Origin of the sequence: Pseudomonas sp. HMSC065H01 (assembly GCF_001815235.1) — a bacterium.
GTDB lineage: Bacteria > Pseudomonadota > Gammaproteobacteria > Pseudomonadales > Pseudomonadaceae > Pseudomonas > Pseudomonas aeruginosa.
The window spans coordinates 20,364-40,508 of record NZ_KV819899.1 but is presented as its reverse complement, the minus strand read 5'-3'; the positions used below and the strand labels follow the sequence as shown (position 1 = coordinate 40,508).

Here is a 20,145-nt window from a genome sequence, read left to right as displayed (position 1 = left end):
CGGACACTCCCAAGGGGTGTCCGTTTTCATTTGCGCCGTACAGCGTCGGGCGCAATGGGCGGCAAGGAGGCCTGCCTGGCTGCCACCGGTTGGTGGCGGACACCGGTGCCCGGCGTCCCACCTCGATCCTGCGAACGAGACGCAGTCAGAATTCTCCGAGTATGCTTCCTGCATAACGAAACGATCGGAATAACTGTGGTAACTTTGCCGCCCACCGAGATGGCCTATTGATGGCTCATACGGTTCGTGCATCGCTTCCCGCACGATTGTTTCGGATTTCCAAGGCCGGCCGGGAGCGCCGGTTGATCGACGCATTCGTATTTCAAGGAAAGAAATCGTGGCCACCCCATTTCGCCCCTCGCCTTGGCGCGCCGCCGTGCCGCCTGGCCTTCCTCGATTTTCACTACGCCCTCTTTTCCGCACACGGGGCGGCTAGAAGCCGCTCCGCGTCGATAGCGTTTTTTTCCAGGAGAACCCCATGAGTCACAGCGCCAAGAAAGCACTACTGCCGCTCCTCGCCGTCGCCACCCTGGCCGGCCTGGCGGGCTGCGCCACCGAGACCTCCACCGCGTTGCCGGTACAGCAGGTCGAGAGCGTCAACCGACCCTACAGCGGCGTGCGTTCGCCGATTGCGGTAGGCAAGTTCGACAACCGCTCCAGCTACATGCGCGGGATCTTTTCCGATGGCGTCGACCGCCTCGGCGGCCAGGCCAAGACCATTCTCATCACCCACCTGCAGCAGACCAATCGCTTCAACGTGCTGGACCGCGACAACATGAGCGAGATCCAGCAGGAAGCGGCGATCAAGGGCCAGGCCCAGCGCCTGAAGGGTGCCGACTACGTGGTGACCGGCGATGTCACCGAGTTCGGCCGCAAGGAAGTCGGCGACCGCCAGCTGTTCGGCATCCTTGGCCGCGGCAAGTCGCAGATCGCCTACGCCAAGGTGGCGCTGAACATCGTCAACATCTCTACCTCGGAGGTCGTCTATTCGACCCAGGGCGCTGGCGAGTACGCCCTGTCCAACCGCGAGGTGATCGGCTTCGGCGGCACCGCCAGCTACGACTCGACCCTCAACGGCAAGGTTCTCGACCTGGCCATGCGCGAGGCGGTGAACAAGTTGGTCAACGCGGTCGATAGCGGGGCCTGGAAGCCACAGAACCAATAATCCACCAGAAACCAGGGAATCACGGCACACATGAGCAAGACGATCACATGGACGGCGGCGCTGCTGGGGAGCATGGCGCTGGCCGGGTGCAGCGGACCGAAGACGCTGTACCAGTGGGAGGGCTACCAGGCCCAGGTCCACGAATACTTCAAGGGTGAATCCAAGGAGGCCCAGGCGCAGGCGCTGGAAGCCGACCTCGAGAAGATCCGGGCGAAGAACGGCGCGGTGCCGCCGGGCTACCACGCCCAGCTGGGGCTGCTCTATTCCAGCATCGGCAAGGACGACCAGATGGTCCGCGAGTTCGAGACCGAGAAGGCGCTGTTTCCCGAGTCGGCGACCTACATGGACTTCCTCCTGAACAACGCCCGTGGAGGTGCCCGTTGAAACTCGCCCGACTGTCCGGCCTGGTGGCCGGTTTCACCCTGCTGGCCCTGCTCGGCGGCTGCGCGCCGACCAAGAGCGTCGATTACTCGGCGTTCAAGCAGGCCAAGCCGCGCTCGATCCTGGTCCTGCCGCCGCTGAACGAGTCGCCCGACGTGAAGGCGACCTACAGCATGCTCTCGCAGGTCACCTTCCCGCTGGCCGAGGCCGGCTACTACGTAGTGCCGGTGGCGCTGGCCGACGAGACCTTCCGCCAGAACGGCCTGACCAGCGCCGGCGACGTGCACCAGGTGTCCCCGGCCAAGCTGCGCGAGATCTATGGCGCCGACGCGGCGCTGTACGTCACGGTGAGCGACTACGGCACGCGCTACATGGTGATCAGCAGCGCGACCATCGTCACCGCCAGCGCCAAGCTGGTCGACCTGCGATCCGGCACCACCCTGTGGACCGGCTCGGCGACCGCCTCCAGCGAGGAAGGCAACGGCGGCAACAACGGCGGCCTGGTGGGCATGCTGATCACCGCGGCGGTCAAGCAGATCATCAACAGTTCGGTGGAGGACGCCGGTTATCCGATCGCCGGGATGACCAGCGCGCGCCTGCTCTCGGCCGGCCAGCCGGGCGGACTGTTGTACGGCCCGCGCTCGCCGAGGTACGGCAGCGACTGAGCCGTGCGCCGGGGCTACGGGGACGTCTCCGTGGCCTCGGCGCAAGCCGCCGGGAGGGGCTTGGCCGCTGCGTTGCGCTTGGCCATGTACTGGCGGATCAGGTCGTCGAGCAACGCCCGGATGGCGCGCCGCTCGTCCAGCCGCAGGCGGCCGATGGCCTCGAACTGCAGGCGCAGGTCTTCCGGTAGCGCCTGCCGCTCGCTGCGCTCGCAGACCAGCCAGTCGAGGGGCACCGCGAAACGTCCGGCGATGGTTTGCAGCACCACCAGCGACGGGTGCCCGCCCTTGGTTTCGAAGTGCCGCAACTGGCTCACGGTGACGCCCAGTCGCTCGGCCATCTGCCGTTGGGTCAGGGCGTTCTGCTGGCGTAGGCGTAGGAGATTCTGCGCGAAGCTCATGGAAAACTCTCCAAGTCAGGGGAAATCCTTGCCACCGCCCCGGTGATGCGGGCGATGGCGGTTGTCTCCATCATCGGCGTTCGCACTCTTCGACTCTGCCCTACCGTTCCGGCGCGGGCCTGGGAAAGCTCCGGGTCGTGAGTCCGAGGTTTCCCCGCGTGCCGCCTTTTTCGATTCAGTAGAGGCTGAAGCGACGGGCTACCGTCCCGTTGGCCTGCGTCGGCGGCAGTTTGGCTCCGCGGCGAAGCGATAGGACGCGAGGGCCTTGCGCCTGGCGAGGACTAGTCCGCTTGCGCCCCCTGCGCCAGGGCGTTGCCGACGCCCACCAGCAGCGCCCGGGTCTGCGCCACGATGGCGCTGCGGTAGGCCTCGTAGCGGGCGTCGCTGATGGCGTTGTCGTTGCGCGCGCCGCCGCCGCTCGCCGGTACGCCGGTGTAGTAGTTGTTCATCACCGGTACATGGATGTGCCCGGCGGGAATCTCCAGGCGGAACGCGTCGCGCAGCACCGTGTTGCGGTAGGCGCTCTCGTTGGACAGGTAGTCGCCGCCACCGCCGTTGCGCGCGCAGATCCGTCGGTTCGGCGGGAGCACCAGGGAGGGATCGGGCATGGCGTTCATCACCCCGTTGGTCGGCACGTTTTCGGTGCGCGGGTTGGCGCAATCGGGGAAGAAGTCGTAGTTGGTGTGCCAGGTGACGTCGAAGCCTTCCGTGGCCTGGCTGGTAGCGCCCGGCGGCCGCTCGATGCCGCGCCAGGTATCGGCGGCGAGCAACTGGCGGACCGGCAGCGAGGCCTTGGAGAACTGTGCCGGCAGGTTCTGCCGCCAGCGGCTGGCGCTGTCGTAGCCGAGCCAGCGGCGCGGCGGGTTGATATTGCAGCCGGAGCCCCGCAGGGAAATCGGCGCGGTGCCGGGATTGGTCACGCTGCCCAGGGGAAGCACGTAGTTGGGCAAAGCGCTGTCGGCGGGGCAGTAGACGATGCCGTCGTTGCCGGCGGAGGAGCCGTGGAAGCGGCCGTTCCAGGCCTCCAGCCAGAACTGGTTGGCGCCGCCCTGGCTGATGGTGATGGAGGCGTCGACCCGGCGCGGGCCGGGGCGGAACCAGGGGCCCAGGGTGTCTTCCTGCATGCCGCGGTTGAACGGGTCGTAGCTGACCGGCAACAGGTAGGCCTCGATACGCAGCAGGCTGCCGTCGGCCAGCCTGAACTCGCGGCCGTCCAGCGCAAGGGCGGTGGCGCCCGAGGGGTTGCCGTTGCGCAGGCCGGTGTTCGCCGTCCCGGGAGTGCCCAGGGTGAAGACGTCGAAGCCGCTGATGATCATCCGCCGGTAGCGCGAGCCGTCGGCGGCGTAGCGGCGCGGCAGGTCGATGTCCAGCTGTCCGCGCGAGGCGCGTTCGAAGCGCCATTGCAGCGCCTGGGCCTGGGCCTTGCCGAGGTGGAAGGATGGCGCCCACTGGCGCAGGGTGCGGGTCATGTAGAGGCGCGTCCAGTAGAGCATGCGGTCATCGCTGGCCGGCAGCGCGCCGGCGGGAATGGCGCGGCGACCCTGGGCCCGGTCGACGGCGGCGCGCCACAGCGCGCGGCCCTCTTCGGTGACCAGCTTCAGTGCCTTGGCGTAGCTGGTGACCGGGGTGCGGCCGTCGGCGGCGCACAGGCGCTTGGCGAAGGCCGGTTCGAAGCCGTCGAAGCCGGCGCCCTTGACGATGCGCTCGGCCAGCGGCGTCTGGTCATGGGTGACGACGTTGGCGCCGCTGAACGGCAGCGGCGTGTCGAGCCGGCGCTCCTCGTAGGACAACGCTGCCTCGCGGTTCCAGGAGCAGGCGACGCTGGGCGGCTTGCGGGCGCCGGCGAGGTCGCCGTTGGCGGCCCAGCCGGCGCCGGGCAGCAGGGCTGCCGAGACGGCCAGGGCGAAGAGGGAGTATCGGCTTGCGTGACGGGCGTAGCGCATCGGGTGGACTCCTGTTCTTGTTCGGTTCATGGGTCGATCGGTGCGGCGGGCGGAGCGCGGGCGAGCGGCGCCCGCCGGCGGCGGGGGCCGGGACCGACGCAAGGTGCGTCGCGGGTTGCTGCGGTGGCGGACGGGAGGGCGGTGCTAGGGGGCGCGTGTCGCCGGTAGACGGAGGCGCGCGGAGGGAGGGTTGCGGGACGACGCGGAGGCGTCTGGGAAAGTCAGGTCCTTTGCCATGGATGCACCGATCGTTGTTCTTGCTGTTGTGGGGCGTCGGTGGGTGCACGGCCGGACTTCGCACCCGTGCGGCATTCTTGGAGGCGCCGGCGCGGTGCGTCCAACGAATTTATGTGGCCGCCGGGGATAGGAAAAGTTGATGGCGAACCGGTGCCGAAGCCCCCTGCCCCGGTACTTTCGCTGGCGCTGCGGCAATCCACCGCACTGGCGCGTTCGCTCGGGCTGGTCTTTGCTCTCCGGGGTCCGGCGGCTCGCCGGCGAGTCTTGCGGTGCGCCGCGAGCGGACGGGCGTTCGGTCCTTCTGCAGGCAAATGCCCTTGTTTTCGGAGAAGGACACGGATCGTTGATCGCTGTTTCGACCAAGGAGGTCAGATGAAAAGGAAGATGCTGGCGGCTTCGCTGCTGCTGTGGATGTTCTCGCTGACGGCGCAGGCGGACTGCGCGGTGCTCGGGCCGGGGGAAGATCCCTGCGCGGGCCCGGTGCTGGGACCGACCGTCTGCGAGTGCCCGTGATGACCGACTGTACCCTCGACCAGGGACAGGGAGCGTTCGATTACCAACCAGGAGGTTGCAAATGAAGAAAGTACTGTTGGCTGTGTTCCTGCTCTGTGGCTTCTCTCTTACCGCCCAGGCCGCGTGCCCGGTTTTCGGCCCGTCCGAGGACCCGTGCAGCGGGCCGGTGTTCGGTCCGTCGACCTGCGAATGCCCTTGAGGTAGGTCGTCTGGCGGGCCCGGTGCAGCGGGCCCGCTTCCGGATGGATCGCTCGCTCGAAGTTGCCTTCTTTAATTCTCCATTCCCCGCGCCGCCCTACTTTTCCCGCTCGTCCATCGTCGCGTCGAACGTTGCCACGAAATCAGCGTCGATGGACAACTCTTATATTCAATAGTTGTACGATCTGAGTTTGTTGTAGTCATTTGCTTAGTTGGCTATTCATATGATTGCCGTAAAGCAATTATAAGTTTAATTGGATTGGCCTTCTAAGTCTTTGGAAAGAGCCGTGAACGACCCTGTAATATCTGGTTGTAGAGCCGCGTAATGATGTTTCAGGATATTTCATTAATTTTGTAGATTATTGTTTTTCCTTTGTTTTTTTAAAAACAGCTACCAGATTTAGATAGATATTAATTAACTCGGCCACGTTTTTTCCTGTTCTATCATTGGCCTTCCTTGGGCGCAGGCCTGCCGAAACTGATTATCTTCAGGTCCTCGAAAAGTTCATACATCGACCGCCTTGGGCGAAGCATTCGTACGCCGGAAATCTGTCCGGCCGCACGGATGTTTTCAGCATGTTCTCTGGATGAGTTTCCCGATAAACATCAATTAGAGGAGTTTCCCTATGTGCGGTCTCGCGGGTTGGGTGGATTACACGCGCAAGCTCGACGACGAATTTCCGGCGATCTTCGCCATGACCGATACGCTCGCCTTGCGCGGGCCGGATGCCGAGGGCATCTGGAAGCACCGCAACGCCCTGCTGGGTCACCGGCGGCTGGCGGTCATCGACCTCAGCGGCGGCGTGCAGCCGATGTCCTATCGCTTTCCCACCGGCCAGGAGGTCACCCTCGTCTACACCGGCGAGGTGTACAACCACGATGCCCTGCGCGAGCGGTTGCGCCGGGCCGGACATGAGTTCCGCACCCGCAGCGATACCGAGGTGGTTCTGCACGCCTATCTGCAATGGGGCGAGCGTTGTTGCGAGTACCTGACCGGGATGTTCGCCTTCGCCGTCTTCGATGGCCGCGACGGCCACCTGCTGCTGGTGCGCGACCGCCTGGGCATCAAGCCGCTGTATTACGCGCGGCACCGCGAGGGACTGCTGTTCGGCTCGGAGATCAAGTCCATCCTGGCGCATCCGGAATTCGCCGCCAGGCTCGACGCGGTCGGCCTGGTCGACCTCCTGACGCTGTCCCGGGGCACTTCGCAGACGCCGTTCCGCGAGGTCCAGGAACTGCTGCCCGGCCACCTGCTGTCCTGGCGTCCCAATTCCCAGGCGAAGTTGCGCCGCTACTGGGAGGTGCGCCGCCAGGAGCATGCCGACGACCTGCAGAGCACCGTGCAGCGCACCCGCGAACTGGTCACCCGCGCCCTGGGGGCGCAATTGCACGCCGACGTTCCGGTGTGTTCGCTGCTATCGGGTGGGCTCGATTCGACCGCCCTGACCGGCATCGCCCAGCGCATCGCGAAGGCGGAGCACGGCGGCGACATCAATTCGTTCTCGGTGGACTTCGTCGGCCAGGCCGAGCAGTTCCGCAGCGACGACCTGCGTCCCGACCAGGACCAGCCGTTCGCCCTGCTGGCCGCGCAGTACATCGGCAGCCGTCATCGCACCGTGCTCATCGACAATGCCGAACTGGTCTGCGAACGAGCGCGCGAAGAGGTATTCCGGGCCAAGGACGTACCTTTCACCTTCGGCGACATGGATACCTCGCTGCACCTGATGTTCGGCGAGATCCGCCGGCATTCCACGGTGGCCATCTCCGGTGAAGGCGCCGACGAGCTGTTCGGTGGCTACGGCTGGTTCCGCGATCCGCAGGCGGTGGCTGCGGCGCGCTTCCCCTGGGCCTCCAGGGTGCGCCTGCCGGCCGGCTTCATCGACGCCGGTTTCAACCGCCGCTGCGATCTCCTCCAGTACCAGCAGGCCAGCTACGACGATGGGCTGCGCCAGGTCGAACACCTGGCCGGCGACAGCCCGGAGGAGCGGCGGATGCGCGAGTTCAGCCACCTGCATCTGAAGCGCTGGATGGTGCTGCTGCTCGAACGCAAGGATCGCCTGAGCATGTGCAACGGCCTGGAGGTGCGGGTGCCCTACACCGACCATGAGCTGGTGGAGTACGTCTACAACGTGCCCTGGTCGATCAAGAGCCGGGACGGCGAGGAGAAGTGGCTGCTCAAGCGGGCCTGCGCCGACTATGTCCCGGAAGCCGTGCTCAAGCGCCGCAAGAGCCCTTATCCGACTTCTGCCAACCTCGGCTACGAGCGTTTCCTGCGCGGGAGCGTGCGGCGCCTGCTGGAGGACGCGGCGAACCCGGTGTTCGGCATCGTTTCGCGAGAGTTCCTGGCCGCCGAACTGGAGCATCCGGAGGGGTACTTCAACACCCAGGTGAGCCGCCACAACCTGGAGACCGCACTGGCGCTGGAAGGCTGGCTCAGGTTGTACGGGCTCTCCGCCTGAGCGTGACGCGGGGCGTGGCGGGTTCGGGCTGCTGTCCGGCCCGCCGGCGTCTTCAGGCGTCGGGCATTTCGCCGCGTTCGCCGAGCCCCACCGGCATGCCTTCCACGCCGGCATGGAACAGCAGGGCTTCCACCGGTTCGGCCCCGGCTATCAGGCGATGGATGATGTTCATCAGGCAACCCGCCGCCTCGCCTTCCAGCACCCGCGTGCTCTGGGCTCCGTCGCGGGTCTCCAGGCGCAGTTCGCCCTTGAGCACGTAAAGCGCGCTGGGCATCGGATGGACCTGCCAGTCCAGGCGTTCGTGGGCGGCCAGGCTCAGGCGCTGCACGGTGAGCTGCGGCTGGCCAAGGGGATAGCCGAGGTAGAGCGAGCCGTTCCAGGCGCAGCCGCTGCGCAGCAGGGTTTCGCGGTGCGGACTGGTTGCGGCCGGGAGGTCGCGGCTGGGTGGGAACACATGCACGTGGCTGGGGCGAAGGTCCATCGGGCGTCCTGCGCTTGTCGGTGTTTTTCCTCAGTCAAGCCGGCTTTCACCGCCTGCTCCACTGCCGCTTCTGCTAGGCGGCAGCGGGCCATCAAGGAGGCGGTTGGTTCATCGCAGGCGGCGGCTTTCTCCTTTAGCCTCGGCGCATCGGCGGATAACGCTGCGCGTTATGCGCCCTACGACTTCCCGATGAGAGGCGATGCCTTCTCAAGCCTCGCGGATGAACCGCACGGGTACCCGCTCGGTCAGCCAGACGCCGTTCTCCGCCTGGTGGAATAGGTGCCCGGCCAGGTGCATGTCGCGCGCGTCGATTTCCAGCAGAACCGGGCTGCCGTAGCGGCGGCCGACTTCCAGGGCGGTGGCGCGGCGGGCGGAGAGATGGACGTGGTGGCGGCTGCCGGGAACCAGGCCGCGCTCGCGGATGGAGTCGAGGAAGCGGCTGGCGGTGCCGTGGTAGAGCACTGCGGGCGGGACCGCGGGGGCGTAGGCGATGGCCACCGCGGCATGCGAGTGGCCTTGCACGGCGCGGATGCGCTGGCCATCGGCGGAGAGGGCGAAGCGCTTCTTGTCGTTGTTCTCGACCACCGCGCCGAGCAGCATGCGGTCGAGGGCGCGGCCGTCCCGCGCCGCGCCGGCGATCAGGGCGTCGATGTCGGCCCAGCCTTCGCCGTCCAGCGTCAGGCCGATGGCCTCGGGCTGGTGGCGAAGGACATAGCTGAGGAACTTGCTGGTGTCGTCGAGGGTTTTCCGATTCATTCCATGGTCCTTGTGCGTGCCATCCCGGCGCGGGAACCTCAGGCGCCGCCGAGGAAGTCCATCTTGCCCAGTTCGACGCCGTTGTGGCGGAGGATGGCGTAGGCGGTGGTGACGTGGAAGAAGAAGTTGGGCAGGGCGAAGCCGAAGAGGAAGTCGCGGCCGTTGAAGCTGATCTCCTGGCCGCGCACCTTGAGGGTCACGTTGCGCTCTTCGGCGCCGTCCAGTTGTTCCTCGCGGATGCCCTCGAGGAACTCGACGGTGCGAGCGATGCGTGCCTGGAGTTCGTCGAAGGTGGTTTCCGTATCCGCGTAGCTCGGCACTTCCAGCCCGGCCAGCCGCGCGCCGGCGCCCTTGGCGGCGTCGCTGGCGATCTGCACCTGGCGCGCCAGGGGGAACATGTCCGGCGCCAGCCGGGCGTCGATGAAGATGCGCGGATCGATGTTCTTCGCTTCGGCGTGGGCGGCGGCTTTCTTCAGGATCGCCGAGAGGTTGCCGAGGGTGCGCAGGAAGGTCGGGATCGAAGCCTGGTAGATCGACAGGGACTTGGACGTGCTCCAGACAGGGGATAAAGGTGCGTCGAAGGCGGCGCGTCCAGCAGTCTACCCGGCTTTCACGCCAGCGCCAGGGGGCCCGCCTCGTCCCAGTGCGGATCGGCCGCCATCCGTTCGACCAGGAAGTCCAGCAGCGCCCGCAGCGCCGGCGGCATCTGCCGGCGCGAGGCGTACACCGCGTGGATGCCGAGCACCTGCGGCGACCACTCCGGCAGCAGCGCCACCAGGCGTCCGCTACGGATCAGCGGGGCTGCCGAGTACAGCGGCTGCTGGCTGATCCCGGCACCGGCGGCGGCGGCCTCCAGCAGCACGGTGGATTCGTTGGCGCTGAGACTGCCACCCACCGGCACGCTGGTCGGCTCGCCGTCGCGCTCGAACTGCCAGAGACTGCGGCCGAAGTAGGAGTAGGTCAGGCAGTTGTGCAGCGCCAGGTCCTCCGGGCGCCGCGGGGTGCCGTGGCGGCGCAGGTAGTCCGGCGCGGCGCAGATCACCGAGCGGCATTCGCCGAGGCGGCGGGCGATCAGGTTGGGGTCGAGCTGGTTGGCGATGCGCAGGGCCAGGTCGATGCGCTCCTCCACCAGGTTGACCACCTGGCTGTTGACCTGCAGGTCGATGGCGGTGCCCGGGTAGCGCTCGACGAAGGCGGCGGCGGCACGGGTCAGCCAGGCCTGGGCGAAGGACAGGCTGCTGGTGATGCGCAGGGTGCCGCGCGGGCTGTCGCGGCGGGTCTGGCCGGTGGCCTGCATGGCGTCGGCCACGGCGAGCATCTCGCGGCACTGTGGCAACAGCTCCGCGCCGGCGTCGGTCAGGCTCAGGCGGCGGGTGCTGCGGTGCAGCAGGCGTGCGCCGACCCACTCCTCCAACTCGGCGAGGTAGCGCGAGACCATCGCCCGGGACATGTCCAGACGCTCGGCGGCGGCGGTCTGGCTGCCGCTGTCGATGACTTCGACGAAGACGCGAGTGGCGGTCAGGCGGTCCATGATTCGCTCGATCCATGCAACAAAGCTGTGATTATTGCGGGGCTTTTTGCGCGCTTTCAAGCAACTAACATGGCAAGCCTCTGATCCCACTGCCTGGAGAACCGCTCATGTCGCGCCATGGATTGCTTCGTTCCCTGTTCGCCGCCGCCGCCCTGCTGGGTGCCGCCGGCGTCTTCGCCGCCAGCGCCGAACCGCTGCGGCTGGAGGTCTACAACCCCGGCGAGAAGGCGATCTTCGCCGTGTCCTCGGAACTGCTGGTGGGCCAGCGCGAGGCGATGCTGATCGACGCGCAGTTCTCCCGCGCCGACGCCGAGCAACTGGTCAAGCGTATCCAGGCCAGCGGCAAGACCCTCAGCACTATCTACATCAGCCACGGCGACCCGGACTTCTACTTCGGCCTCGACGTGCTGAAGGCCGCCTTCCCCGAGGCGAAGATCCTCGCGACGGCGCAGACCGTTGCACACATCCAGGCGACCAAGGACGCCAAGCTGGCCTACTGGGGGCCGATCCTCAAGGACAACGCGCCGACGTCGCTGGTGGTGCCGGAGCCGCTGAAGGGCGACCAGTTGAAGCTGGAAGGCCATGCCCTGAAGGTGGTCGACCTGAAGGGGCCGAGCCCGGACCGCACGGTGCTGTGGATTCCGTCGCTGAAGACGGTGGTTGGTGGCGTGCTGGTGGAATCCGGTTCGCACGTCTGGACCGCCGATACCCAGACCCAGGCCTCGCGCCAGGCCTGGGTGGCGATGCTCGACCGGATCGAGGCGCTGCAACCGCGGCGCGTGGTGCCCGGCCATTTCACCGGCGAGGAGCCGAAGGGCCTGGACGGCGTGCGCTTCACCCGTGACTACCTGAAGGCCCTGGAAGCCGAACTGCCCAAGGCCAGGGATTCCGCCGCGCTGGTCGAGGCGATGAAGCGCCGCTACCCGAACCTGCCGGGCGAGGAAGGCCTGGAGCTGAGCGCCAAGGTGCTCAAGGGCGAGATGCAGTGGCCCTGAGCCGCGCCCGCCGATAGCCGCTGATCGAGGCGTCCCCTGCGGGGCGTCTCGTGGAGACCGAGATGAACGACCTCACCCTGCATTACCTCTACGATCCGCTCTGCGGCTGGTGCTACGGCGCCTCGCCGCTGCTCGCCGCCGCCCGCGAGGTGACGGGTCTGGACGTACGCCTGCATGGCGGCGGCATGATGACCGATGCCAACCGCCAGCCGGTCGGCGCCGGTCTGCGCCACTACGTGATGCCCCATGACCTGCGGATCGCCCAACTGACCGGCCAGCCGTTCGGCAAGGACTACTTCGACGGCCTGCTGCGCGACACCAGCGCGGTATTCGACTCGGCCCCGCCGACCGCCGCCGTGCTTGCCGCCGAAGCGCTCGACGGCCTCGGCGCGGCGATGCTGGCGCGGATCCAGCGTGCCCACTACGTCGAGGGCCGGCGTATCGCCGAGCGTCCGGTGCTGCTCGAGCTGGGTGCCGAACTGGGGCTTGGCGAGGGCTTCGCCGAGGCGTTCGACGCCTGCTCCGGCGAGCCGCTGCGCGCGCACTTCGCCGACAGTCGGCGGCTGATGAACCGTCTCGGCGCCGCTGGCTTCCCGACCTTCGCCCTGGAGCGCGACGGCCGCCTGCAGGTGCTCGACACCGGGCGCTACCTCGGCCAGCCGGACGACTGGCGGGCTCTCCTCGAAACGCGGCTGCGCCTTGCCGGCGGCAGCGATGCCGTGGGCGGGGCCGCGGCGCCGCTCTGCCGCATCGACGGTTGCGCCTGAATCCCGCCGCCGCGCAGGCGGACTGAACTTGTCCGGCTGCGTCGTCCTCCCATGTAGACATGCCCGCTCGCCGACGCGAGCGGATGTCCATCCACAGCTCCGGAGGAGTCGACATGAAGAAGACGGCATCGGCGGTCTGGCAAGGCGGCCTGAAAGACGGCAAGGGCACCCTTTCCACCGAAAGCGGCGCGCTCAAGGACAACCCCTATGGCTTCAATACCCGCTTCGAGGGCGCACCGGGAACCAACCCGGAAGAGCTGATCGGCGCGGCCCACGCCGGCTGCTTCAGCATGGCCCTGTCGATGATGCTCGGTGAGGCCGGCCTGACCGCCGAACGTATCGAGACCCGCGCCGAGGTCACCCTCGACAAGCAGTCCGACGGTTTCGCCATCACTGCCGTGCACCTGGTGCTCAGGGCGCGCGTGCCGGGGGCGGACGCGCAGACCTTCGAGCAGATCGCCAACAAGGCCAAGGCCGGTTGCCCGGTATCCAAGGTGCTCAACGCGAAGATCAGCCTGGACGCCAGCCTCGCCGGCTGAGCGGAACGCTTCCCCAGCCCGGCGAACTGGCCCTGGCCTGCCGCAGTCGAATGCGGCAGGATGCGCTGCGCAGCACTCGGCTGCCAGGCATCGACGAGGAGTGACGGGTCATGAAAACCATCGGGCTGGGGATTGCCGCCTTGCTGTTCAGCGCCACGGCGCTGGCCGCGCCGAAGCCGTGCGAGGAACTCAAGGCGGAGATCGAGACCAAGATCCAGTCGGCCGGGGTGACCTCCTACACCCTGGAGATCGTGCGCAACGACGAAGTCAGCGACCCGAACATGGTGGTCGGCAGTTGCGAGAACGGCACCAAGAAGATCATCTACCAGAAGAACGACGGCTGAGCCGCTGCGTTTCAGTACGGCGGGCAGCGGCTGGTCTGGAAGTTCGAACGGGCGACCACCTCGCCACGCTCGTCGCTCAGTAGCGCCAGCGCCCTGCGCAATTGCGGGCGCACCTCCAGGCGATAGCGCCGGCCCGCCTCGAAGCCGTCATAGACCACCTGCTGGTAGCAGTTGATCTGCACCGGCTCGCCGAAGCCGCCGCCCCCGCCGCCGGAACCGCCATAGAGTTCGTACTGGAAGCGCACCTCCAGCACATGGCGTCCCGGAGTGACCTGGAAGTAGCGCCCGTCGCTCAACCGCTCGCCGTCCAGGCGCTCGGCCAGCAGGGTGTTGGCCGGCGCGCTGCGCAGCTCGACCCAGGCCATCTGCGGGTCCGGCTGCGGCAGCGGTCCGGCGCAGCCGGCGAGGAGCAGCAGCGCGAGCGGGACGAGACGGGTGAGTGGACGCATGGGGCGGGCTCCGGAGGGCGTTCAGCTCCTAGCATAGCGCCCTCGCCTTGCGCCGTTCAGACCTTCGCGCAGCGTCCCTCGCGGCCGCGCGCCAGTTCCCTGTTGTCCTGGTCGTAGAGCTTCGCCCAGGGACGGAAGCCGATGTGCCCGGCCTCCAGGCGGTAGCGCTGGCCGGCGCTGAAGTCCTTGAACTTGAGGTTGAGCTGGCAATCGCGCCAGAGCGGGCTGTCCACGGGGCCGATGTTGGTCGGGTCGACGGTGAACTGGTAGCGCACCGTGAGTTCGCGGGTGCCGGGATCGACCTCGAAGTAGCGCGTGCGGTCCCAGCTCTTGTCGTCGACTTCCACGGCGGCGAGATCGGCGTCGGGCTGGGTATCGAGGTCGACCCAGGCGCGGTTCGGGTCGGGGGTGGGCATCATCAGTGAGCAGCCGCTCAGGACGAGCAGGCCACCGGCAAGCAGCAGCGTACGCATAGAAGACTCCGAAGCTCCTTTAACCCGGCCGCCATCCGTTGCGCCTTGGAAAAACGCCTTGCGTTCCTCCGCCTCGCCGGATCGCGGACCGGTGCTGGTAGGGCGGCGGGCGGTCCGCGTGCTGTGCTATGTTCCGCCCATGCCACGCCGCCTTCGCCATCCGCTTGCTGACCTTCGACTGCCCCGTTGGGTTCCCTGCCTGGCGCTGTTGGCGCTGAGCGGTTGCTCGACCGTCTCCTACTACGGGCAACTGGCCAGCGGCCAGTTCGCCCTGCTGCGCGCCCGCGAGCCGGCCGCCGCGGTGATCGCCGACCCGCAGCGCGACGCGCGCTTGCGCGAACGCCTGGCGAAGGCGGAAAAGGCCCGGCAATTCGCCAGCGAACGCCTCGGCCTGCCGGACAACCGCAGCTATCGCCTGTACGCCGATATCGGCCGGCCCTACGTGGTATGGAACGTGTTCGCCACCCCGGAGCTGTCGCTGCAGCCGGTCACCCATTGCTTCCCCATCGCCGGCTGCGTGGCCTACCGCGGCTACTACAGCGAGGCCGCCGCGCGCGCCGAGGCGGCGCGCCAGCGGGCGCTCGGCGACGACGTCTACGTCGGCGGGGTGCAGGCCTACTCGACCCTCGGCTGGTTCGACGATCCGATCCTCAGCAGCATGCTGCGCTGGGACGACGAACGGCTGGCGACCTTGATCTTCCACGAACTGGCGCACCAGAAGTTCTACCTGCGCGACGACACCGCCTTCAACGAATCCTTCGCCACCTTCGTCGAACAGGAAGGTACCCGCCAGTGGCGCGAATATCGTGGACTGCCGCCGGCGGACGGCCGCGAGGAGAAGCGCCGCGAGCAGTTCACCGCGCTGGTCCTGGCCAGTCGTGCGCGCCTCGAAGCACTTTATGCCGGGCCGTTGGACGATGCCGCCAAGCGTGCCGGCAAGGCTGCCGAATTCCAGCGCCTGCGCCGCGAGTACGCGGCGCTGAGCCAGCGCGAATGGGGTGGCGAGTCGCCGTTCAAGGCCTGGATCGACGCGCCGTTCAACAATGCCAAGCTGCTTCCCTTCGGCCTCTACGACCAATGGGTGGCGGCGTTCGCCGTGCTGTTCCGCCAGGTCGGCGGCAACTGGCCGGCGTTCTATGCGCGGGTCCGTGCCCTTGGCCAGCTCCCCCTGGCGGAGCGCCAGGCGGCGTTGCAGCGGCTGGCCGCCGCAGCGCCCTGACGCCTGCTCAGGCGGCGAGCTGGTCGGCGTAGCACCAGCGCGTGGCCAGCCGGCCGATCGGCCAGAGCAGCGCCAACAGGCCGACGCCGAGCAGCGCCACCAGCAGCGTATAGCCGATGCCAGCGGGCGCCAGGCCGAGGATCATCAGCAGCGCCAGCCCCCCGCCGACCGCCAGCAGCGCGACGCTCCAGAGCAGCATGGCGACCACCGCGAGCAGCAGCGCGCGGCCGGCGGCGAAGCGTTGCAGGCGCGCCGGCAGGCGCGTGCAGACGGCGCCGAAGAGCAGCGCCGCGGGCAGCGCCACGCCGCTCAGGTACAGGCCGTATAGCCAAGGCTCGTCGTAGCGCAGCAGGGCGTAGGGAAGGAACTGCATCAGCTTGAAACACAGCGTGGCGAAACACAGCGCGGCGCCCAGGGCGACCTGCCAGGCAGCGACGCGGGCTTCTTCCCCTTCGGCCAGGCGCGGCGAGTTCACCCGGCTGCCGAGCAGCACCAGCCCCAACGGCAGCAGGCTGCCCAGGAGCAGGTAGACCCAGCTCATCGCTTCGTTGAACGCCATCAGCCAGACGCCGTAGCTGGATTGCGCCGTCACCCACTGGTAGAACGGCAGCGTCAGCGGTGCCAGGCCGATCCCGGCGAGCATGCCGCAGACCAGGTTGAGCAGACCGTAGCCGATCAGCAGCAGCGCCAGCGGGCGGAACTCGATGAGCTGCCGCTTCTCGCGGTAGGCATGCAGCACCAGCAGGTTGGCCGCCGCGTAGAACACCAGGCCGGTGAACCAGTGCGGCGCCATCAGTTGCAGGTGCTCGGAGAAACGCTGGCGGATCTCGCCGATGTCGTTGTACCACTGGATGCCCAGGCTTACGGCGAAGGACAGGCAGGTGACCAGCGCCAGCACCGCGATGAACGCATAGGGCTGGGTGGTGGCGGGCACCTCTCTGGCCGGCGGCTGCACCGGGGCGGTGGGGGTGGCGAAGGGATTGTCGGTCATGTCAGGCGTCCTTGTCTGAAACGGAGCATGGGTCAGTGGGATTCCAACACCTGCCGCAGGGCGGCGAGGTCGGCGCAGTAATGGGTCGGCTGGTGCGCGCGCAGTTCGTCTTCGCTGCCGAAGCCGTAGCCGACGCCGATGCAGGCGACACCGTTGCGGCTGGCGCCGAGCAGGTCGTGCATGCGGTCGCCGATCATCAGGCAATGCTCCGCTGCCAGGCCTTCGCTGTCGAGCAGATGGCGGATCAGTTCGTCCTTGTGCGTGCGCGTGCCGTCCAGCTCGCTGCCGTAGATCGCCTTGAAGTGACGGTCGAAGGCGAAGTGGCGGGCGATCTCGCGGGCGAACACGCCGGGCTTGCTGGTCGCGACGTAGAGCGTGTGGCCGCGTCCGACCAGGGCTTCGAGCAGCTCGGGAATGCCGTCGAACACGCGGTTCTCGTAGAGACCGGTGACCCTGAAGCGCTCGCGGTAGTGGTTCACCGCCTCCCAGGCGCGCGCTTCGTCGAAGCCGTAGGTCTGCATGAAGCACTGCAACAGCGGGGGGCCGATGAAGTGTTCCAGGCGCGCCAGGTCCGGCTCGTCGATGCCCAGGCGGGCGAGGGCGAACTGCACCGAGCGGGTGATGCCCTCGCGTGGGTCGGTGAGGGTGCCGTCGAGATCGAAGAGGATGTTCGGGTAGCGCAGCGTGGCGTCACGCATGGTAGTCCTCGGCGATGTGCAGGTCCTTGAGCTTCACGTAGTTGCCGGCGGTGTAGGTGAAGAAGCCGCGCTCCCTGTCGCTCAGCGGACGGGCCTTCTTCGCCGGGCTGCCGACGTAGAGGAAGCCGCTCTCCAGCACCTTGCCCGGCGGCACCAGGCTGCCGGCGCCGAGGATCACTTGGTCCTCGATCACCGCGCCGTCCATGACGATCGAGCCCATCCCCACCAGCACCCGGTTGCCGATGCTGCAACCGTGCAGCAGGACCTTGTGCCCGACGGTCACTTCGTCGCCGATGCTCAGCGGAAAACCGTCCGGGTTGAAGGGGCCGGCGTGGGTGATGTGCAGCACGCTGCCGTCCTGGATGCTGCTGCGCTGGCCGATGCGGATGCGGTGCATGTCGCCGCGGATCACCACCAGCGGCCAGACCGAGCTGTCGGCGCCGATCTCGATGTCGCCGACGAGCACGGCCGAGGGATCGACGAAGACCCGCTCGCCGAGCAGTGGCGTTTTGCCCTGGTAGGAACGAATGGTCACGATAGTTTTCCTCAGGCTGCGGATGCCGCCGATTGTATTTAAGATGGTCGGGTATTTCCTTAGCCAAGGTTGCCAACGTGAGCGCGAATCCCCTTCTGCAGGCCTACGACCTGCCGCCTTTCTCCTCCATTCGCCCGGAACACGTGAAGCCGGCCATCGAGCGGATCCTCGCCGATAACCGCGCCGCCATCGCCCGCCTGCTGGAAACCCAGCGCGAGCAGCCGACCTGGAAGGGCCTGGTGCTGGCGATGGACGAACTCAACGACCGTCTGGGCGCCGCCTGGAGTCCGGTCAGCCACCTCAACGCGGTGTGCAACAGCGCCGAGCTGCGCGAGGCCTACGAGGCCTGCCTGCCGGAGCTGTCGGCCTACTCCACCGAGCTGGGGCAGAACCGCGCCCTGTTCGAGGCCTACGAGGCGCTGGCGAAGAGCCCCGAGGCGGCCGGCTTCGACGTGGCCCAGAAAACCATCCTCGAACACGCCCTGCGCGACTTCCGCCTGTCCGGCATCGACTTGCCGGCGGACAAGCAGAAGCGCTATGCCGAGGTGCAGTCGCGCCTGTCCGAGCTGGGTAGCCGTTTCTCCAACCAGCTGCTCGACGCCACCCAGGCCTGGACCAAGCATGTCACCGACGAAGCCGCGCTGGCCGGCCTGACCGATTCGGCCAAGGCCCAGATGAAGCAGGCCGCCGAGGCCAAGGGCCTGGACGGCTGGCTGATCAGCCTGGAGTTCCCCAGCTACTACGCGGTGATGACCTATGCCGATGACCGCGCCCTGCGCGAAGAGGTATACGCCGCCTATTGCACCCGCGCCTCCGACCAGGGCCCGAACGCCGGGCAGAACGACAACGGTCCGGTGATGGAAGAGATCCTCGACCTGCGCCAGGAGCTGGCCGGCCTGCTCGGCTTCGCCAACTACGCCGAGCTGTCGCTGGCGACCAAGATGGCCGAGTCCAGCGACCAGGTGCTCAGCTTCCTCCGCGACCTGGCGGTGCGCAGCAAGCCGTTCGCCGCCCGCGACCTGGAGCAGCTGCGCGCCTATGCCGCCGAGCAGGGCTGCGCCGAATTGCAGAGCTGGGACGCCGGCTACTACGCCGAGAAACTCCGCGAGGCGCGCTACAGCGTGTCCCAGGAGGCGCTGCGTGCCTACTTCCCGGTGGACAAGGTGCTTTCCGGCCTGTTCGCCATCGTCGAGCGCCTCTACGGCATCCAGATCCGCGAACTGCACGATTTCGAACGCTGGCACGCCGACGTACGCCTGTTCGAGATCCTCGAGAACGGCGAGCACGTCGGCCGCTTCTACTTCGACCTCTATGCCCGCGCCAACAAGCGCGGCGGTGCCTGGATGGACGGCGCCCGCGACCGCCGGCGCGACGCCCAGGGCCGGCTGATCGACCCGGTGGCCTACCTGGTGTGCAACTTCACCCCGGCGGTGAACGGCAAGCCGGCGCTGCTGACCCACGACGAGGTCACTACCCTGTTCCACGAGTTCGGCCATGGCCTGCACCACCTGCTGACCCGCGTCGAGCATGCCGCCGCCTCGGGGATCAACGGGGTGGCCTGGGACGCCGTCGAGCTGCCCAGCCAGTTCATGGAGAACTGGTGCTGGGAACCGGAAGGCCTGGCGCTGATCTCCGCCCACTACGAGACCGGCGAGGCGCTGCCGCAGGACCTGCTGGAGAAGATGCTGGCGGCGAAGAACTTCCAGTCCGGGATGATGATGGTCCGCCAGCTGGAGTTCTCCCTCTTCGACTTCGAGCTGCACGCCACCCACGGCGACGGCCGCAGCGTGCTGCAGGTGCTCGAGGGCATCCGCGACGAAGTGGCGGTGATGCGTCCGCCGGCGTACAATCGCTTCGCCAACAGCTTCGCGCACATCTTCGCCGGCGGCTACGCGGCCGGTTACTACAGCTACAAGTGGGCCGAGGTGCTGTCCGCCGATGCCTTCTCGCGTTTCGAGGAAGAAGGCGTGTTCAACCCCGATACCGGGCGTGCCTTCCGCGAGGCGATCCTGGCCCGCGGCGGCTCCCGCGAGCCGATGCTGTTGTTCGTCGATTTCCGCGGTCGCGAGCCGTCCATCGACGCCCTGCTGCGTCACTCCGGGCTGGTCGGGGAGGCCGCATGAGCCCGGCGATCACCAGGAAGCGCTTCATCGCCGGGGCGGTCTGCCCGGCGTGCAGCGAACAGGACAAGATCCAGATGTGGGAAGAGGACGGCGTGCCGCACCGCGAATGCGTGGCCTGCGGCTACGCCGACACGCTCAACGCCCAGGGCCAGTCGATCCCGAAGGAGCTGGGTACGCGGGTCAACCAGAACGCGCCGAAGCCGGCCAACCCGAAGGTGCAGTCGGTGCAGTTCTTCCCCAATCCCAAGCTGAAGAAGAAGCCCGACGCCTGACCGCTCGCCGCCG

At 67.5% G+C, this 20,145-nt stretch carries 24 protein-coding genes; 13 read left to right on the top strand and 11 right to left on the bottom strand.

Annotation, left to right across the window (positions count from 1 at the left end):
- The first annotated feature begins 478 nt into the window (after positions 1-478).
- From HMPREF3014_RS19085 to HMPREF3014_RS19075, 3 genes are read left to right on the top strand one after another with little or no spacing between them, the layout of a single operon-like run.
- Positions 479-1,165: a CsgG/HfaB family protein gene (locus HMPREF3014_RS19085; RefSeq protein ID WP_003111706.1), complete on the top strand. Its 687-nt coding sequence runs from the start codon at positions 479-481 to the stop codon at positions 1,163-1,165.
- A 30-nt stretch (positions 1,166-1,195) separates the two neighbouring features.
- Positions 1,196-1,549, top strand: a complete 354-nt coding sequence (locus HMPREF3014_RS19080; protein WP_003083569.1) for a DUF4810 domain-containing protein — start codon at positions 1,196-1,198, stop codon at positions 1,547-1,549.
- The gene (locus HMPREF3014_RS19075; RefSeq protein ID WP_003083573.1) at positions 1,546-2,211 is read left to right on the top strand and encodes a DUF799 domain-containing protein; all 666 of its coding nucleotides are present in this window, start codon (positions 1,546-1,548) and stop codon (positions 2,209-2,211) included. Before HMPREF3014_RS19080 ends, HMPREF3014_RS19075 begins: the two co-directional genes overlap by 4 nt.
- Before the next feature lie 14 nt (positions 2,212-2,225).
- Here the strand turns inward: HMPREF3014_RS19075 and HMPREF3014_RS19070 are convergent, their stop codons facing one another.
- Both HMPREF3014_RS19070 and HMPREF3014_RS19065 read right to left on the bottom strand, forming a co-directional pair.
- Entirely contained in the window at positions 2,226-2,609 is a 384-nt protein-coding gene (locus HMPREF3014_RS19070) for a helix-turn-helix domain-containing protein (RefSeq protein ID WP_003104304.1), read from the bottom strand.
- 281 nt (positions 2,610-2,890) lie between these two features.
- Positions 2,891-4,552 carry a hypothetical protein gene (locus tag HMPREF3014_RS19065; protein ID WP_023104714.1) on the bottom strand — a complete coding sequence of 554 codons (1,662 nt, stop codon included), beginning with the start codon at positions 4,550-4,552 and terminating at the stop codon, positions 2,891-2,893.
- A 609-nt stretch (positions 4,553-5,161) separates the two neighbouring features.
- Between HMPREF3014_RS19065 and HMPREF3014_RS19060 the strand changes: the two genes are divergently transcribed.
- The 3 genes from HMPREF3014_RS19060 to asnB all read left to right on the top strand — a co-directional run bounded on the left by HMPREF3014_RS19060 (position 5,162) and on the right by asnB (position 7,959).
- The gene (locus HMPREF3014_RS19060; RefSeq protein WP_003083582.1) at positions 5,162-5,302 is read left to right on the top strand and encodes a PA0050 family protein; all 141 of its coding nucleotides are present in this window, start codon (positions 5,162-5,164) and stop codon (positions 5,300-5,302) included.
- 61 nt (positions 5,303-5,363) lie between these two features.
- Positions 5,364-5,501 carry a PA0050 family protein gene (locus HMPREF3014_RS34685; RefSeq protein ID WP_003083584.1) on the top strand — a complete coding sequence of 46 codons (138 nt, stop codon included), beginning with the start codon at positions 5,364-5,366 and terminating at the stop codon, positions 5,499-5,501.
- Positions 5,502-6,126: 625 nt separating this feature from the next.
- Entirely contained in the window at positions 6,127-7,959 is a 1,833-nt protein-coding gene (asnB, locus tag HMPREF3014_RS19055; protein WP_012613433.1) for an asparagine synthase (glutamine-hydrolyzing), read from the top strand.
- 52 nt (positions 7,960-8,011) lie between these two features.
- On the opposite strand, the gene HMPREF3014_RS19050 is transcribed toward asnB, so the two are convergent.
- The 4 genes from HMPREF3014_RS19050 to osaR form a co-directional block, all read right to left on the bottom strand.
- Positions 8,012-8,440 (bottom strand): cupin domain-containing protein, encoded by a 429-nt coding sequence (locus tag HMPREF3014_RS19050; protein WP_003083588.1) that lies wholly within the window; start codon positions 8,438-8,440, stop codon positions 8,012-8,014.
- Between the two features lie 207 nt (positions 8,441-8,647).
- A complete protein-coding gene (locus tag HMPREF3014_RS19045) occupies positions 8,648-9,196 on the bottom strand; it encodes an RNA 2'-phosphotransferase (RefSeq protein WP_023086858.1) in 549 nt (182 codons plus the stop codon).
- Between the two features lie 38 nt (positions 9,197-9,234).
- A complete protein-coding gene (locus tag HMPREF3014_RS19040) occupies positions 9,235-9,735 on the bottom strand; it encodes a DUF1993 domain-containing protein (protein ID WP_031633791.1) in 501 nt (166 codons plus the stop codon).
- Positions 9,736-9,806: 71 nt separating this feature from the next.
- Positions 9,807-10,727 carry an oxidative stress response transcriptional regulator OsaR gene (osaR, locus tag HMPREF3014_RS19035; RefSeq protein ID WP_003083596.1) on the bottom strand — a complete coding sequence of 307 codons (921 nt, stop codon included), beginning with the start codon at positions 10,725-10,727 and terminating at the stop codon, positions 9,807-9,809.
- Between the two features lie 107 nt (positions 10,728-10,834).
- Here osaR and HMPREF3014_RS19030 point away from each other — a divergent pair, with 107 nt between their 5' ends.
- From HMPREF3014_RS19030 to HMPREF3014_RS19015, 4 genes are all read left to right on the top strand, one after another.
- Positions 10,835-11,722 (top strand): MBL fold metallo-hydrolase, encoded by an 888-nt coding sequence (locus HMPREF3014_RS19030; protein ID WP_003083599.1) that lies wholly within the window; start codon positions 10,835-10,837, stop codon positions 11,720-11,722.
- Positions 11,723-11,784: 62 nt separating this feature from the next.
- A complete protein-coding gene (gene dsbM, locus HMPREF3014_RS19025) occupies positions 11,785-12,489 on the top strand; it encodes a disulfide reductase DsbM (protein WP_015647792.1) in 705 nt (234 codons plus the stop codon).
- An 83-nt stretch (positions 12,490-12,572) separates the two neighbouring features.
- On the top strand, positions 12,573-13,028 hold the full coding sequence (locus HMPREF3014_RS19020) for an OsmC family protein (protein WP_073647821.1): 456 nt from the start codon (positions 12,573-12,575) through the stop codon (positions 13,026-13,028).
- A 110-nt stretch (positions 13,029-13,138) separates the two neighbouring features.
- Positions 13,139-13,372 carry a DUF1161 domain-containing protein gene (locus HMPREF3014_RS19015; RefSeq protein WP_003122274.1) on the top strand — a complete coding sequence of 78 codons (234 nt, stop codon included), beginning with the start codon at positions 13,139-13,141 and terminating at the stop codon, positions 13,370-13,372.
- 11 nt (positions 13,373-13,383) lie between these two features.
- Here the strand turns inward: HMPREF3014_RS19015 and HMPREF3014_RS19010 are convergent, their stop codons facing one another.
- Entirely contained in the window at positions 13,384-13,821 is a 438-nt protein-coding gene (locus tag HMPREF3014_RS19010; protein ID WP_003083612.1) for a PA0061/PA0062 family lipoprotein, read from the bottom strand.
- Positions 13,822-13,877: 56 nt separating this feature from the next.
- Complete coding sequence (locus HMPREF3014_RS19005; protein ID WP_003122273.1) at positions 13,878-14,294, bottom strand: PA0061/PA0062 family lipoprotein; 417 nt, start codon at positions 14,292-14,294, stop codon at positions 13,878-13,880.
- Positions 14,295-14,385: 91 nt separating this feature from the next.
- Here HMPREF3014_RS19005 and HMPREF3014_RS19000 point away from each other — a divergent pair, with 91 nt between their 5' ends.
- Positions 14,386-15,513, top strand: coding sequence for an aminopeptidase (locus HMPREF3014_RS19000; RefSeq protein ID WP_003118564.1), 1,128 nt, complete (start codon positions 14,386-14,388; stop codon positions 15,511-15,513).
- A gap of 7 nt (positions 15,514-15,520) precedes the next feature.
- On the opposite strand, the gene HMPREF3014_RS18995 is transcribed toward HMPREF3014_RS19000, so the two are convergent.
- From HMPREF3014_RS18995 to HMPREF3014_RS18985, 3 genes are read right to left on the bottom strand one after another with little or no spacing between them, the layout of a single operon-like run.
- Positions 15,521-16,504: a hypothetical protein gene (locus tag HMPREF3014_RS18995; protein ID WP_003118565.1), complete on the bottom strand. Its 984-nt coding sequence runs from the start codon at positions 16,502-16,504 to the stop codon at positions 15,521-15,523.
- Between the two features lie 32 nt (positions 16,505-16,536).
- On the bottom strand, positions 16,537-17,202 hold the full coding sequence (locus HMPREF3014_RS18990; RefSeq protein WP_003106611.1) for an HAD family hydrolase: 666 nt from the start codon (positions 17,200-17,202) through the stop codon (positions 16,537-16,539).
- Positions 17,195-17,737 carry a gamma carbonic anhydrase family protein gene (locus tag HMPREF3014_RS18985; protein WP_003142343.1) on the bottom strand — a complete coding sequence of 181 codons (543 nt, stop codon included), beginning with the start codon at positions 17,735-17,737 and terminating at the stop codon, positions 17,195-17,197. Before HMPREF3014_RS18985 ends, HMPREF3014_RS18990 begins: the two co-directional genes overlap by 8 nt.
- Positions 17,738-17,814: 77 nt before the next feature.
- Here HMPREF3014_RS18985 and prlC point away from each other — a divergent pair, with 77 nt between their 5' ends.
- Complete coding sequence (gene prlC / locus HMPREF3014_RS18980; RefSeq protein WP_016852309.1) at positions 17,815-19,860, top strand: oligopeptidase A; 2,046 nt, start codon at positions 17,815-17,817, stop codon at positions 19,858-19,860.
- Positions 19,857-20,132, top strand: a complete 276-nt coding sequence (locus tag HMPREF3014_RS18975; protein WP_003083624.1) for a YheV family putative zinc ribbon protein — start codon at positions 19,857-19,859, stop codon at positions 20,130-20,132. The genes prlC and HMPREF3014_RS18975 overlap by 4 nt, the downstream gene beginning before the upstream one ends.
- The last annotated feature ends 13 nt before the right edge of the window (positions 20,133-20,145 follow it).